We start from the raw sequence: 14,773 nt of genomic DNA on the forward strand, positions 1-14,773 counted from the left end.
TGTGCGTGCGCGCGTGTCCCGGAAGGAAACACCGGAAGCGTTAAGATCACATTGCCCGTGTGGAAATGCGCACCTCCCAGGTGTGCGCGTCGGTCAGAGGTCGCGCAGGAAGCCGACGAGCGCCCCGATCTCCTCCGCCTCCCGGGCTGCGAGAACACGCGTGCGGGAGGCGGCGGCGCGGCGCCACGGCTCGGGATTCGAGCGCACAGTCTCCAGCGCCGCCAGCCATTCGGCGGTGGAGGCGGCGAAGGGCACGACGAGCCCACCGGCGCCCTCCCCGCTGCCCAGAGCCTCGCGGATCGCCGGGTAGTCGCGCGCGACGACGGGCACGCCGCGCGCCATCGCCTCGACCGCGACCATGCCGTAGCCCTCGTAGGTGCTCGCCACGATCAGCGCGCCGATGCTCGCGTAGAAGCGGCCCATGTCGTCGATGCGCTCGATAAGGTCGATCTCGGCCGCCGCGCCCGCGATCGCTACGCGGAAATCCGCGAAGGCGGCGCCGTGCCCGCCCTGGAGCGCGCGGAAGCGCCAGCCCTCGGGCGCGCGGCGGACGATGTCGGCGAGCGTCGGGCCGCCCTTGTGGCGGCGCGGGTTGACGAAGCCGAAATCCGCTCGAACGAGCGCCGGACCGCCCGGCTCTGCCGAAAGCCCTCCCATCGGCGGATGCACCGTGAAGCGGGGCACGCGCGCCAGCGGGTCGACGAAGCGCCCCGACCAGTCCGAGCACGCGATCAGCCCGTCGATGTCGAAGACGAGAGGCGAGCCGATCTCCTCGTGGACGCCCGGGCCGAGGCTCGCCGCCATCTCCGCGAGCCGCGCCTCGCCGAGCCGCGCCGCGCCCTCCCAGTCGCCCGTCGCGGCGTATGCCTCCGCCAAGCCTTCGACGATGCCGCGGTCGAGGTCGAGATGCACGCCGACGATCCGGCAGCCCCGGGCGCGAGCCATGGCGTAGACCGGCTCGGCATGCGCGTGGCTCGCCCGGGTGAAGGGGGCGTTGACGAGGAGATGCGTCGGGCGGGTCGCGTCGAGCCAGGCGGCGACCTGCGGATACCATGCGGCGCAGGCGGCGGGATCGTCCGGATCGACGTCGCGCGCAGCCGCGGCGGGCGCGAGCCCCGCGGCGGCCTCGGGTGCGGCGGCTCCCGTGCAGGCGAAGACCTCCATGCCGGCCGCCGCCAGCGCGATGCCGATGCGCTGGAGATAGACCTCCCCGCCCCCGCCGCGCGGCGGCCAGAGCGGGCCGAGGAGCCCGATCCTCACGCCGGCTCCCTCACGACGGGAGCCACGGCCGGAGGACCCGCAGCGTCTCGGCCAGAGCCGCCGGCGACTTGTCGCGCACGAGGAAATGCCCACCCGGCCCCTGCCGGACGTCGGAGCCCGCGCCGCCCCAGCGCGTCCATTCGGCCAGGACGTCGCCCGGAACCTGCGTGTCCTCATCGCCGCCGCGGGCGAAGATCGGGCAGGCGAGCGGGAGACCGTCCGCCGGCGGGGCGTAGCGTTCCATGGCGGCGAGGTCGCCGCGCAGGGCCGGCAAGAACAGGCGCAACAGCTCGGGCTGCTGGCGCAGAGCTTCGGGCACGCCGCCGTAATCGTGGTGGAGCCGGTCGATCAGCGCCTCGTCGTCCAGCGTCGAGAACGGGCCCACCGGCTGCACCCGGTGCGGCGCCCGGCAGGCGAAGACGGTCATCGCCACCGGCGCCGGCAGCCCGGCGCGCGGAAGCGCGCGGGCGAGCTCGAGCGACGCGATCGCCCCGAAGCTGCACCCGACGAGCGCATAGGGCGCGTCGAACAGGCCCGGCTCCTCGGCCATGGCGCCGACGAGCCGCTCGATCATCTCCGGCAGGTAGGTGATCGCGGGCTCGGAGATGCGGCTCTCGCGCCCCGGCGCCTGGATGCCGTAGACCCCCACGCTCTCCGGCGCGCTCCGGCTCCAGGGCACGAAGAGCGAGGCGCCGAGCCCCGCATAGGGCCAGCAGAAGACGCGCAAACGCGGCCGATCGGGACGCCGCGGCGGCAGGAGCCAGCCGCCGGCGCTGCCCGGCCGCGGGAGGGGCCGTGCGGTGGCACTCAGGACGCTCTCCCCCTCACCGGCCTTGCTCCTCCATCTTCTTGCGCAGGGAGAGCGGGCGCATGTCCGTCCAGACCTCCTCGATGTAGGAGAGGCACGCGGCTTTCGGGCCCTCCTTGCCCACGGCCGTCCAGCCGGGCGGGATCTCCCGATAGGTCGGCCAGATCGAGTATTGCTCCTCGTGGTTCACCACGACGGCGTAGATCGTGCGGTCCTCGTCCTCGTCCATGCTCGGCCCTCCCGGCCGTCGTTCGCAGTCTCGTTCGCAGGTGGCGGCGCTCAGCGCGGGCCCGCGCGGTTCGTCAGCTCCCGGGCGATGTCCGGCAGGTTGTCCCAGAGCTGCGGCCCGATCAATTGCCGATACATCGGAATGAACCAGATGTTGACGCTGATCCCGGCCGTCTCGCTGTAGACCTGGTGCCACCAATAGGTCGGGATGAAGAGGAGGTCACCCTCCTCGATCTCCACCTCGTACATCTGGGCGTCGGCGAAGCGCGGGAAGCGCTCGAGATCGGGCGCGTCGATGTTCACCCGGCTCATGTTGTAGGCCTTGCTGCGGCACGGATAGAGCCGGCGCGCCTGCCAGGGCGAGAACATCTTCAGCCGCTTGCGGCCGCGCACCTGGGCGAGGAAGTTGTTCGGCGTGTCGTAGTGCAGCGTCGTGACGTTGCCCGCCGGGCCCATCCAGAGATTGATGAGGTAGACCTTCGCCGCGTCCACGTAGGACGGCAGCGAGAAATCGTCCTTCAGCTCCGGCAGCTTCTCGGGGATGTTCACGCGCTGGACGTAGTAGCGGATGTCGCCCTCGGTGATGTTCATCATCGAGTGCACGTACGCGCCGAGCGTGGTCTTCACCTCCTCGAAGCGCGGCCCGCCCTTCTCCGGGTCGAGGCCGAAGATGCCGGTGGGCGATTGCTGCACGTTGATCTCGTTGCCGCCCACCTTCTCGGCCAGGTACTCGGGGGTCCATTCGCGGAAGGCCGGCCAGTCCCGGATGCCGCCGCGGAACACGACGGGCTTGCTGCGCGCCGCGTAGCGGGTGCGGAACTCCTCCGCGCTCGGCAGCGTCTCGCGCTCCTCGATGGCGAGCGGTCTCGTCCCGCTCTCCTGCGTCGCCACGATCGTCGTCATCGCCCCCTCCGCTCTCTCGCTGTCAGCTCTCGTCGATAATCGATGTCGCCGCCCGCAAGGCGGCACGGCGCCGTTGCGCCCGCTCGCCCGCCGCCGCGACGGCCGCGCTCGCCGCCGGCGCGCCGGTGCGGTCGAGCTCGGCCGCGAGCGCCCGCACGGTGGGCCGGCTCACGCAGAGCGCGAGCGGGAACGTGCGCTCGAGGCGCCGTTGCAGCATGTCGTGGACGCGCGCGAGCGCGAGCGACGTGCCGCCGAGCGCGAAGAACCCGTCCTCCGCGCCGATCTCCTCGATGCCGAGCACGGCGCGCCAGGTCGCCGCGATCGCGGATTCCGTCGCGCCGACGGGCGCCTGGAAACCGGCTCCACGCGCGGCGCGCCGCGTCCGCGTCGCCGCCAGAGCGGCACGGTCGAGCTTGCCGTTGGCGTTGAGCGGCAGCGCCTCGACGAGGTGGAAGCGCGACGGGATCATGTAGGCCGGGAGCCAGGCGGCGAGCCCGTCTCGCAGATCCTCGACGGAGGGCTCGCGGGCAGAGGCCGAGACGAGATAGGCGACGAGCTCGGCCCCGCCGTCCCCCGCCGGCTCCACCAGCACCGCCGCCGCGCGCACGCCGTCGAGCCGCTCCAGCGCCGCCGCGACCTCGTCCGTCTCGATCCGATGCCCGCGGATCTTCGCCTGGTGATCGCGCCGACCGAGATGGACGAGCCGCACGCGCGCGTCGACGCGGGCGAGATCGCCGGTGAGGTAGAGCCGCGCGCCGGGCACCATCGAGAACGGGTCGGGGCGGAAGCGATCGGCGGTCGTGCCCGCCTGCCCGCCGTAGCCGCGGGCGAGCCCCTGCCCGCCGATGGCGATCTCGCCGACGGCACCGTCCGGCACGGGATCGAGCGCGTCGTCCACGAGGTGGATCGTCGTGCCGCCGACGGGCTCGCCGAGGTCGACGACGTCCGCCTCGTCGATGCGCGCGCGCATGGACCAGATCGTGGTCTCGGTCGGGCCGTAGAGGTTCCAGAGCGTCGCGCCGCGGGCGACGAGCCGGCGCGCGAGGGCGGGCGGGAGCGCTTCGCCGCCGCACAGGATCTCGAAGCCCGCGGGCGGCGTCCAGCCGTGATCGAGGAGCATGCGCCAGGTCGCCGGCGTCGCCTGCATCGCGCTCGCGCCGAAGGCGCCGATCTCGCCGAGCAGCCCCGCGGGATCTCCGCGCAGGCGCCGGGGCAGGACGCGCAGCTCGGCGCCGGTGACGAGCGGCAGGAACAGCTCCAGAGCCGCGATGTCGAAACCGAGCGGCGTGACCGACAGGAGCCGGTCGCCCGCCGTGAGCCTGGGCGCCGTGGCCATTGCGCCGAGGAGGTTCGCGAGCGCCCCGTGCGAGACGCCCACCGATTTCGGCGCGCCCGTGGAGCCCGACGTGTGCATCACGTAGGCGAGCTGCGCGGGAAGCGGTAGCGGCGGGAGCGCGACGTCCGCCGCCGGCTCGGCGTCGAGCCAGTCGACCCGCAGCAACGGGACGCCGAGCCGCTCCGCGAGCGGAAGGGTCTCCCCGTCGCACAGGACGAGCCGGCACCCCGCCGCCGCGACCATGGCGGCGAGCCGGCGCTCCGGCTGATCCGGATCGAGCGGCACGTAGGCGCCGCCCGCGCGCAGCACCGCGAGAAGCACGTCGGGAAGGTCGTCCGTCGGCTCCACGCAGATGCCCACCGCCATCTCCGGCCCGACGCCGCGGACGACGAGGCGACGTGCGCGGGCCTCGATCCGCGCCCGGCGCTCGGTATCGCCGATGCGCTCGATCCAAGCGGGTAGCGTCTCGGCGTCGGGGGCCTCGACGGGCGTCTCGCGGCGCGCCTGCCAGAAGGCGAGTTCGTGCGGGCGGCGCTCGGCGTCGGCGGCGATCGCGCGAAGCGTCTCGCGATAGAGGTCGAGCCAGCGCGCCACCGTGGCGCGATCGAAGAGGTCGCTCGCATATTCGAGCCGCGCGTCGAGCCGCTCGCCGACGCGCATGAGGTTCAGCACGAGGTCGAACTTCACCGCCCGCACCGGCGCCTGCACGACGGAGGCGCCCGGACCGAAGCCGGCGGGGACGGCGTCCGCCTGATCGAGGTTCAACGCCGCCGCGATCAGCGGCGTGCGCGACGGATCGGAGGGGATCCGCAGGCGCTCGATCAGGGTCGCGAAGTCGAAATCCTGCCGCTCGTAGGCGTCGAGCATCGTCCCCCGCAGGCGCGCGACGAAGGAGGCGAGCGTGTCGTCGGGATCGAGCAGGCTCGCGATCGGCAGCATCTGCGCGCAATCGCCGACGAGGCGCCGATCCGCCTCGTCGATGCGCCCGTCGCTCGGCAGGCCGGTGACGACACGCGCCTGCCCGCTCAGCCGATGCAGCAGGACGAGCCACGCCGCGAGGTGGATCATCACCGGCGTCACCGACAGCGCCCGCGCGGCGCGCGCGACGGCGGGGACGGTGTCGTCCGGCAGCATCGCGGAGACGGACGCGCCTGCGTGGCTCGCCTGGGCGCGGCGTGGCCGGTCGGTGGGCAGATCGAGCACCGGCGGGCTGCCCAGAGCCGCGATCCAGGCGTCGAGCGTGCGCGCTCGCGCCTCGCGCCGCGCCTCCTGCCGGGCGAGGAAATCGGCGAAGCCGGATGCGGGCGGAAGGGTGGGCTCGGCCCCCGCGCGCAGGGCCGAATAAGCGCTCGCGAGGTCCTCCACGATGATCCCGAGCGAGCCGCCGTCGGCGAGCGCGTGGTGCGCGACGACGACGAGATGCGCGCCGCCGTCGGCGCGCGGGACGAGGCGCACCCGCATCGCCGGCGCGTCCGGCGCGAACGCCTCGGCGACGATGCCGGCGAGCACGTCCTCGATGCGCTCGCCGGGCTCGATCCGGCGCAGCGCGAAGGCGTTGGGCACGTCGCCCGCATCGCGCACGCGCTGCAGGCCGGCGCGGGCGTCGATGACGGTGCGCAGCGCCGGGTGACGGGCGACGACCGCCCCGAGCGCCCGCGCGAGGAGCGCCGGGTCCGGCGCGCGCGGCAGATCGAGAACCGCGCTCTCGTGGTACGCGCGCTCGGCGCCGGGCCGCAGCTCGGCCAGGAGGCAGAGCTGGCGCTGGGCCGGGCTCAGCGGGAATTCACGCAGCGAATCAGCGACTTCGGCGCGGCGGCTCGCAGACGACGGCGGGCGTTCGCCCAGCGCGTCCTCCAGCGCCCCGGCGACGGCCGCCTCGATGGCGTCGATCTCGGCGTCCTCGTGCGCCGTGGAAAGGAAGCAATTGCGGCCCTCCCAAACGAAGAGGCCGCGCGCGCGCAGCGCGTAGAGGAAGGCGTCCGCATTGTCGCCGTGGGTGAAGCGGAAGAGCGACCCGAAGCGCGCGATGCGCATGCCGTAGCCGGCCTCCTCGAACAGCCGGTCGAGCCGCCCCGCGAGATCGGCGCTGCGCGCCTCGAGCCCGGCATAGAGGTCCGGGCCCGCCTGCGCGATCCGCCCGAGCATGGCGCGCGCGGCCGCCATGGCGAGCGGATGCTTGTTGTAGGTGCCCGCGAAGAAGGTCGTCTGCGCCTCGGGGAAGCTGTCGTCGCCGTAGGCCCATTGGCCGCCGTCGAGGGCGTCGAGCAGGTCGGCGCGACCGGCGACGGCGCCGACGGGCATGCCGCCGCCGAGAATCTTGCCGTAGGTCGCGAGATCGGCCTTCACGCCGAAATGCGCCTGCGCCCCGCCGGCGGCGATGCGGAAGCCGGTGATCATCTCGTCGAACAGCAGCACCGCGCCCGACGCGTCGGCGATCCGGCGCAGATCGTGCAGGAATTCCGCCGGCTGCAGCCCCGGCCGGCGGCTCTGCACCGGCTCGACCAGGATCGCCGCGAGCTCGTGCGCGACGGTGCGCAGGCGATCGAGCGCCGCGGGATCGCCGTAGGGCAGGACGACGACGTCGGAGACCATGGCGTCGACGATACCCGGCGCCATGGGCTCGGGGCCGTTCGCGCCGGCGCTCGCGAGCACGCCGTCGAAATGGCCGTGATAGGCGCCCTCGAAGATCGCGATCCGGCGCCGCCCGGTCACGGTTCGGGCGAGCCGCAGGGCCGTCATCACCGCCTCGGTGCCGGTGGTGGCGAAGGCGACGCGCTCGGCGCCCGTGAGGTCGCAGACGAGATCGGCGACCTCCCCCGCGAGCCGCGCCTGCGGCCCCAGCGCGAAGCCGCGGCCGAGCTCGTCGCGGAGCGCCGCCTCGACGAAATCGGGGGCATGCCCGAAGAGCAGCGTGCCGAAGCCCATGGAGACGTCGACGTAGCGATTGCCGTCGACGTCCCACAGATACGCGCCCTTCGCCCGCTCCCCGACGACGGGATAGACCATCTCCTTCGTCGAGAACCGAAATCCGGCGGAGGCGCGGTTGTCCGACAGGCGCGGGCGGAAGGCGGCGGCGAGGCGCTTCGATCCCGCGGTCATCGCCGTGTAGCGCGGCACGAGCCGCTCCAGCGCGCCGGTGCGCCCGGCGCTCGCGGCGATCTCCGCCGCGGGGCGCCAGAGGGGAAGGGAGTCGGGCGCCTTCGGCGATGGCGCGGGGGCGGCGGGCATGGGCGTGGGCGTGGGCGCCGAGGCTCCGGCGCCGTCGATGCGCCGCCGCAGCTCCTCCTGCTGCGCGATGAGGAGCTTCAGCGTCTCGTCGGTTCGCGCGAGCAACGCGCGGACGTCGTCCGGCATGGCCACGGGGGCAGCCGCCATTTCCACGGGAGCGGCGGCCGGAGCCGGAGGCGCCTCCTCCCGACCCGGGCTCGCCTGCTGCGCCTGCTGCGCCAGATGCGCGGCGAGTGAGGCGATGTCCGGCGTCGTCTCGAAGAGCTGGCGCATGGTGAGCTTCACCGAGAAGCGCTCCTCGATGCGCCGCAGCGCGCGCGTCAGCACGATGCTGTCGGCACCCATCTCGACGAAGCGCTCGTGCGGGTCGATCTCGCTCGGCGGCCCGCCGAGCAGCTCGGCGATGATCGCCGTGAGGTCGGCCTCGACCATGTCCGGCGCGGGCGGTGGCGGCGGGACGGCGACCGCATGGCGGATCGCACCGAGCGAGGCGAGCGCCCCGAGCGCGGCCGCCCCGCTCGCGATCGGCGCCTGCACCGCGCCGAGCGCGCCCATCGCCGCGCCGAACCAGCCCCCGCTCTTCTCCTCGGGTGCGTCGTACCAGCAATGCCGGCGCTCGAAGCGCATCCGCGGCAGGTCGAGAAACGGCACGCGCCGCCCCGCCACGCCGTTCTTCGCATCGAGGCCGATACCGGCGACCCACGCCGCGCCGAGCGCCCGCGCGAGGGCGTGTGCATCCATGGCGGCGTCGAAGACGACGATCCGGTCGCATCCGGCCCGGCGCAGGGCCGCCTCGGGATCGCGCGCGCCTGCGACGACGGCGACCGCGCCGGCTTCCGCGACGGGCGCCGGGCGCCCTCCCCCGTGTCCCTCCTCGACGGCGGCGCGGCGCGCGTCCTCGATGTCGACGAGCCCACCGATCACGGCCGCGGCCCATGCGCCCACCCCGCGCCCGGCGACGGCCCCGGGCTCGAGGCCCCAGGCGCGCCAGGTGTCACCCATCTCGACGAGCCGCGCGAGGCGCTCCGCCGGGCCGGCCGCGCCGTTGTCGAGGAAGGCGACGCCGATGCGCTGCGGCGGCTGCTTCGCGACGCGGCCCGACGCCGCCTCGCCACGCCCGGCGAGCCAATCGCCGATCCCGCGCTCCAGCTCCGCCGCGGTCGAGCCCACGAGCGCGAGGCGCCAGGGCAGCGCGCCGCGATGGCGCGCGGCGTTGACGGCGTAGACGGCCGCGGGGATCTCCGGCCGCGCCGCGAGACGGGCCCGCCACTCCTGCGCGAGGGCACGCAGGCCCGCTTCCGAGCCGGCGCTGATCGTCAGGATCTCGGGGCCTGTCGCCTGATCGGCATCCTCGACAGCCTCGCGCGCCGGCTCGCCCTCGACGACGACATGCGCGTTGGCGCCGCCGAAGCCGAAGCTGCTCACGCCTGCGATCCGCCGCGCCCGCTCCGGCGGCCAGGGCGCCTCGGCGCGCGCGGGCTCGAGCCGCGCGAGGGCGGCCGCGAGCTTCGGGTTCGGCGTGTCGAGGTTCCGGTTCGGCGGGATCGTGCCGTTCGAGACGACGAGTGCCGCCTTGATCAGCCCCGCGATCCCGGCGGCGGCCTCGAGATGCCCGATATTGCTCTTGAGCGCCCCCAGCAGCGGCCGCCGCGCGCTCTCGCCGAGCGCCTCCGCGAGCGCCGTCAGCTCGATCGGGTCGCCGAGATCGGTGCCCGTGCCGTGCGTCTCGACGTAGCCCACCGCGTCGGGCGCGATGGTCGCGTCCGCCAGCGCGGCGCGGATCACGGCGCTCTGCGCGGGGCCGTTGGGCGCCGTGATGCCGTTGGAGAGGCCGTCCTGGTTCAGCGCCGAGCCGCGGATCGTCGCGACGATCCGGTCGCCATCGCGCCGCGCGTCGGCGAGACGCTTGAGCACGACCGCGCCGCAGCCCTCGCCGCGCACGTAGCCGTCGGCGGCGGCATCGAAGGTCTTGCAGCGCCCCTCCGGCGAGAGCATCCCGGCGGCGTGGAAGGCGCGGGTGAGGCGTGCCGAGAGGACGAGGTTCACGCCGCCGACGATCGCCGCCTCGCACTCGCCCCGCCGCAGGCTCTGCACCGCGAGATGGGTGGCGACGAGCGAGGACGAGCAGGCCGTGTCCACGGAAAAGCTCGGGCCGCGCCAGTCGAAGGCGTAGGAGAGCCGGTTCGCCGCCATGTTGTGGGCGTTGCCGGTGGGGAAATGCGCGTCCGCCGCCCGGTCCTGCGCCGCCGTCAGCTCCACGTAATCCGAGGTCGAGATGCCGACGAACGCTCCGACGGCACGCCCGCGAAGGTCCTCCGGGCGCAGGCCCGCATGCTCCAGCGCATGCCAGGTCGTCTCCAGGAGGAGGCGGTGCTGCGGATCGAGGAGGTCCGCCTCGCGCTTCGCCATGCGGAAGAAGGCGGGGTCGAAGAGCGAGATGTCGTCGAGGTAGCCCGCGCGGCGCGGTACGCCCGGCGCGGCGGCGAAGTGCGCGGCGAGCTCGCGCCGCTCCGCCGGCGGCTCGCCGACGCCCTCGCGGCCCTCCCGCAGCAGGGACCAGAAGCTCTCGAGATCCGGCGCACCCGGCATCCGGCAGGCCATGCCGACGATGGCGATCGCGTTCGGGGCGTCGACGGGGACCGGCTCGGGCCTCGGCTCCGCGAGAGGCTCCGCACGCGGTGCCGGCGGAAGCGGCGCGGCGGCGGGAATCGTCCCGCCCTGCTCCACGATCCAGCGCGCGGCGGCTTCGATCGTGGGCGTGTCGTAGAATTGCGTCGGCGCGATCGCGAGCCCGAAGCGCGCCCCGACGCGCTCGGCGAGCTGCGCGGCGACGAGGGAGCCGAAGCCGAAATGGCTCAGCGGCTCGTCGACGTCGATCTGGTCGAGGGGGAGGTTCAGCACCTGCGCGAGGTCCGCGCACAGGAGCGCAGCGACGGCCGCGGGCGTCGTGCGCGGCGGCGCCGCGACCGGCTTCGGTTCCGGCTCGGCCTTCGGCTGCGGCGCGCGGAACTCGGCGAGCGCCTTCAGCTCGCCCGAGAGCCAGCGCCGCCGCGCCTCCGCGCGCTGGACCTTGCCGCTGCTCGTGAGCGGCAGCGTGCCCTGGCGGATGAGCACCACGGCCGCGACCTCGACCTCGTGCGTCGTGGCGACCGCGCCGACCGTCCGACGCACCAGCGCGTCGAGGTCGAGATCGCCCTCGCGGCGGACCTCCTGGACGATCGCCACCGCCTCCGTGCGCGCCGCGTCGACGGGGAAGGCGGCGCCGCGGTCGCGCACGAGGCGCGGATCCACGTCCTGCACCGTGCCCTCGATGTCGACGGGATAGAGGTTGCGCCCGGCGACGACGATCATCTCCTTGAGCCGCCCCGTGACGTAGAGCTCCCCCGCCCGGGTGAAGCCGAGATCGCCGGTGCGGAAGAAGGCCCGCTCGTCTCCCGGCAGGCGCCAGCCGAAGGTGGCGGCCGTCGCCTCCTCGTCCTCCCAATAGCCCTGCGCCATGCTGGGGCCCGAGGCCCAGATCTCGCCGATGCGATCGTCGCCGAGCGGCGTGCCGCTCGCGGGATCGACGATCGCGAGGGCGGAGGCCTCCTCCGTCCAGCCCACCCCGGCGACGAAGCGCCGGTCGGGGACGTCCAGCGCATCGTCCGCGCTCACGTCGACGACGCGCCCGGCCTCGAGCGCCGTTCCGGACAAGGGAAGGTAGAGCGGGCGGCGCCCCGGCCGATGACCGGTGACGCAGACGGTGGCCTCGGCGAGGCCGTAATAGTGGAGGAGCGCGCCCGGATTGAAACCGAGCGGGGCGTAGCGCGCGAGGAAGGCGTCGTTCGTCGCCCGCCGGATCGTCTCGGCCGCGTTCAGCACCCAGCGCCAGGAGGAGAGGTCGAGCCCCTCGATCTCGGCGTCCGGGACCTGCCGGGCCAAGAGCTCGAAGGCGAAGTTCGGCGCCGCCGAGTGCGTCGCGCGGACGTGGGAAGCCGCCCGCATCCACACGGAGGGCTTCTTGGCGAAGGCCGCCGGCGTGATCAGATGGCTCGTCCCGCCGGACGCCAGCGGCATCAGGTAGCCGACGACGAGCCCCATGTCGTGGAAGAGCGGCAGCCAGGAGAGGAAGTTCGCGCGCTCGTCCGCATCGGACCAGTCGCACAGCATCGTCATGTTGGCGACGATGTTGGCGTGGGTGATGGCGACGCCGCGCGGGCGGCTCGTCGAGCCCGACGTGTATTGCAGGAGCGCCACGTCGTCCGGCCGCGGGCGATGAAGCGGCTCGACGGTCGTGTCGCCGGTGGCCAGGACGTCCTCGACGGCGATGCAGTCGGGCGCGTTCTCCTCCCCAGCGAGGGCGCGTGTCAGGGGCTCGGCGAGCGCCTGCGTCGTCAGGGCGATTCGCGCGCCCGAGGCCGTGAGCACGCCGAGCGCGCGACCGCCCGCGCGCGCCCGAAGCGGCGGGGCGCAGGGCACGGCGACCGCGCCGGCGTAGAAGCATCCGTAGAGGGCCGGGGCGAAGATCGCGCCCGCGGCGAAGGCCAGCACCACCCGGTCACCGGGAACGACCCCGCGGCTGCGCAGCCACGCCGCGACCTGCCGCGCGCCGCGCTCGACCTCGGACCAGGTCAGCGTCCCCGCGGGATTTCCCTCGCCGTCGATGTCGACGAAGCCCACCGCGTCCCCGCGCGTGCGGGACCGCAGCCGCAGCCAGTCGACGCAGGTCGGCACGCGTCCGGAGCTCTCGCTCCCGATCAGGGACATGAGGCGGAACTCTCGCTGCGAGGATGCCGTGCCGGACGCGGCGCGCCACCGGGAAGGCGACGCGCCGCGCGCGCGACAGGAGCGTCAGGCGGCGAGCTTGCCGAGGAAGCCGTCGACGGCGGTCATGAGGTCGGAGAGCTCGGACTTCAGCTTGGTGTCGATGTCCTGGAGCTCGCCGTGCAGGTGCTGGAGCGCCGGCGTGTCCTGGCTCGACTCGGCCTTGGCGCGGTCGATGATCTGCTCGAGATGCTGCACGACGCCGATCTGGTCGACCTTCACGCTCTTGAGCGCGCCACGTACGTCGTCGTAGCCGTCGGTGAGGCCCTTGGCCGCGAAGCCCTTCTTCATCTCGTCGGTGAGGGCGGTATCGGCGGCGAGACCGTTGACCGCCTCGACCACCGCGCTGAGGTCGGCTGCCTTCTTCAGGCTGCCGGTCGCCTGCGCGAGCTTGGTCGTGTCGATGTGGGCGTTGCCGGCGTGCGAGCCGGCGGCCTGGGAGGCCGCGACCTTGTCGAAGTCGATGGCGTGGACGAGGGCCTCGACGGCCTCCACGAGCGCCATGCCGTGCGACTGCACCGCCGAGATCAGCTTCTGGGCGGAGGGGTGGTTCTTCGCGTTGGCGATGATCTCGGAGGTCGGGTCCACCGCCCCAAGGCTGGCCTTGGCCGTATCGACCGCACCCTTCGCCGCCGACGCGGCCGTCTGGACTGCTTCGCTCATCGTGCTCTCCTCGGTTCCCGGCCTGCCGCATCCGGTCGGCAGCCGATGGATGTTCGCGTATGGACCCGGCCTGGGACGGCCGGGCGTGAACCCGTCTCGATGCCCGACGAAGCTCCGATGCCGAGCGCCGCACAATCTACTACGATGCGGATCGACATGCAGCCGTTCAGTGAGCACCCCCCGTCGACCCCCCGCCCCCGGCCGGCCGCCGCCCGGCCTCCCGGGGACAACGCGCTCGAGCTGTGGACGGTATCGCTGGCATCGCCACTGTCGATTGAAATGTGGCGCGCGTCAATGCTGGACGAGGCCGAGCGTGACCGTTCCTCGCGATTTCGCTTCGAGCGGGACCGTAGGCGCTTCGTCCTGCGCCGCGCAGCCCTGCGCGCGATCCTGGCGGAGCGGCTCGGATGCACGCCGGGGGCCGTAAAGCTCGCCGAGGAGCCGCGATTCGGCCGGCCGTATGTCGACATGGCCGATGCGCCGGGCTTCTCCACCTCGCATTCGGGCGATCTCGCGCTGATCGCAGTCGGCCCCGGTGCGGATCGGGGGCGATTCGCCGTCGATCTGGAGGAGACGCGGCCGATCGACGACTTCCGGTCCGTGGCCCGGCGCTTCTTCGCGGCCGAGGAGATCGCGGCCATCGCGCAGCACGCCGACGAGGCGGCGGCGCGGGCGCACTTCTATCGGATCTGGACCGCCAAGGAGGCCTTCGTGAAGGCGCTCGGCCGAGGGCTCGCGCATCCGCTCGACGCCTTCGCGGTCGATGTCGGTCCGCCGCCGCGGGTGATTCGCACGCACGGCGCGCCCGAATGCGACGGCAATCCGGCCGCGTGGTCGCTCGCGCTGTTCGAGCCCCGTCCCGGCTGGACCGCCGCCCTCGCCGCCACGCCCGCGGACATCGTCGGCGCCGATCTCCCCCCGGTGGGGAACTGGTCAGCGCAGGACATCTCGTGGTAGCTAGCGGGAAAGCGAAGCCGCGCCGGAGACGTCCATGTTCCTCGACACGTCGCAGTTCGAGTTCACCCGCCGCCTCGAAGCCGGCTGGCGCGACATCCTCCAGGAGCTCGAGGACCTCGAGGCGGGCGAGATGATCCCCTGGCCCGAGCGCCACCTCTACGGCCAGGGCTGGGACGCCTACGGCTTCTATCTCCTCGGCGATCGCTTCGACGAGAACTGCGCGCGCTGCCCGAAGACGACGGCGATACTGGAGACGATCCCCGGCCTGCGCAGCGCCGGCTTCTCCGTGCTGCAGCCGGGCGCCCACATCACCCCGCACGTGGGCTACTCGCACGCGCTCTACGTGGGGCATCTCGGCCTGATCGTGCCGGAGAACTGCGCGATCCGGGTGGGGCGCGACACCTACCATTGGACGCCCGGCGAGTTCATGGCCTTCAACGACATGATCGAGCACGAGGCCTGGAATCGCGACACGACGCGACGCGTGGTGCTGCTCATCGAGTTCCTGCGCCCGGGCAAGACCGAGGTCGACCTCGCCATGTCGCCGGAGCTCGCGGCGGCGCTGAAGGACGGCAAGCCGGCCTGAG

The 14,773-nt window shown here is 73.6% G+C and carries 8 protein-coding genes; 2 read left to right on the forward strand and 6 right to left on the reverse strand.

Translation table 11 applies throughout. The features are described 5' to 3' along the window. Positions 1–93 precede the first annotated feature (93 nt). The 6 genes from IEX89_RS19905 to IEX89_RS19930 all read right to left on the reverse strand — a co-directional run bounded on the left by IEX89_RS19905 (position 94) and on the right by IEX89_RS19930 (position 13,229). Entirely contained in the window at positions 94–1,260 is a 1,167-nt protein-coding gene (locus IEX89_RS19905; RefSeq protein ID WP_188915010.1) for a glycosyltransferase family 4 protein, read from the reverse strand. Positions 1,261–1,270: 10 nt separating this feature from the next. After that, positions 1,271–1,987: a thioesterase II family protein gene (locus tag IEX89_RS19910; protein WP_188915011.1), complete on the reverse strand. Its 717-nt coding sequence runs from the start codon at positions 1,985–1,987 to the stop codon at positions 1,271–1,273. Between the two features lie 97 nt (positions 1,988–2,084). Beyond that, positions 2,085–2,297, reverse strand: a complete 213-nt coding sequence (locus IEX89_RS19915) for an MbtH family protein (RefSeq protein WP_188915012.1) — start codon at positions 2,295–2,297, stop codon at positions 2,085–2,087. Between the two features lie 50 nt (positions 2,298–2,347). Continuing rightward, entirely contained in the window at positions 2,348–3,199 is an 852-nt protein-coding gene (locus tag IEX89_RS19920) for a cupin-like domain-containing protein (RefSeq protein WP_188915013.1), read from the reverse strand. 22 nt (positions 3,200–3,221) lie between these two features. Continuing rightward, positions 3,222–12,509, reverse strand: coding sequence for a non-ribosomal peptide synthetase (locus IEX89_RS19925; RefSeq protein WP_188915014.1), 9,288 nt, complete (start codon positions 12,507–12,509; stop codon positions 3,222–3,224). Positions 12,510–12,593: 84 nt separating this feature from the next. After that, complete coding sequence (locus tag IEX89_RS19930) at positions 12,594–13,229, reverse strand: hypothetical protein (protein ID WP_188915015.1); 636 nt, start codon at positions 13,227–13,229, stop codon at positions 12,594–12,596. 144 nt (positions 13,230–13,373) lie between these two features. On the opposite strand from IEX89_RS19930, the gene IEX89_RS19935 reads away from it, so the two are divergent. Next, positions 13,374–14,186: a 4'-phosphopantetheinyl transferase family protein gene (locus IEX89_RS19935; protein WP_188915016.1), complete on the forward strand. Its 813-nt coding sequence runs from the start codon at positions 13,374–13,376 to the stop codon at positions 14,184–14,186. A 34-nt stretch (positions 14,187–14,220) separates the two neighbouring features. Further along, entirely contained in the window at positions 14,221–14,772 is a 552-nt protein-coding gene (locus tag IEX89_RS19940; RefSeq protein WP_188915017.1) for an aspartyl/asparaginyl beta-hydroxylase domain-containing protein, read from the forward strand. The last annotated feature ends 1 nt before the right edge of the window (position 14,773 follow it).

This window comes from Salinarimonas ramus, from assembly GCF_014645695.1.
GTDB lineage: Bacteria > Pseudomonadota > Alphaproteobacteria > Rhizobiales > Beijerinckiaceae > Salinarimonas > Salinarimonas ramus.

Bases quoted from the DNA above. Each gene is read 5' to 3' on its own strand.
- IEX89_RS19930 (WP_188915015.1), bottom strand. From the start codon at position 13,229: ATGAGCGAAGCAGTCCAGACGGCCGCGTCGGCGGCGAAGGGTGCGGTC.
- IEX89_RS19925 (WP_188915014.1), bottom strand. From the start codon at position 12,509: ATGTCCCTGATCGGGAGCGAGAGCTCCGGACGCGTGCCGACCTGCGTC.
- IEX89_RS19935 (WP_188915016.1), top strand. From the start codon at position 13,374: ATGCGGATCGACATGCAGCCGTTCAGTGAGCACCCCCCGTCGACCCCC.
- IEX89_RS19920 (WP_188915013.1), bottom strand. From the start codon at position 3,199: ATGACGACGATCGTGGCGACGCAGGAGAGCGGGACGAGACCGCTCGCC.
- IEX89_RS19915 (WP_188915012.1), bottom strand. From the start codon at position 2,297: ATGGACGAGGACGAGGACCGCACGATCTACGCCGTCGTGGTGAACCAC.
- IEX89_RS19940 (WP_188915017.1), top strand. From the start codon at position 14,221: ATGTTCCTCGACACGTCGCAGTTCGAGTTCACCCGCCGCCTCGAAGCC.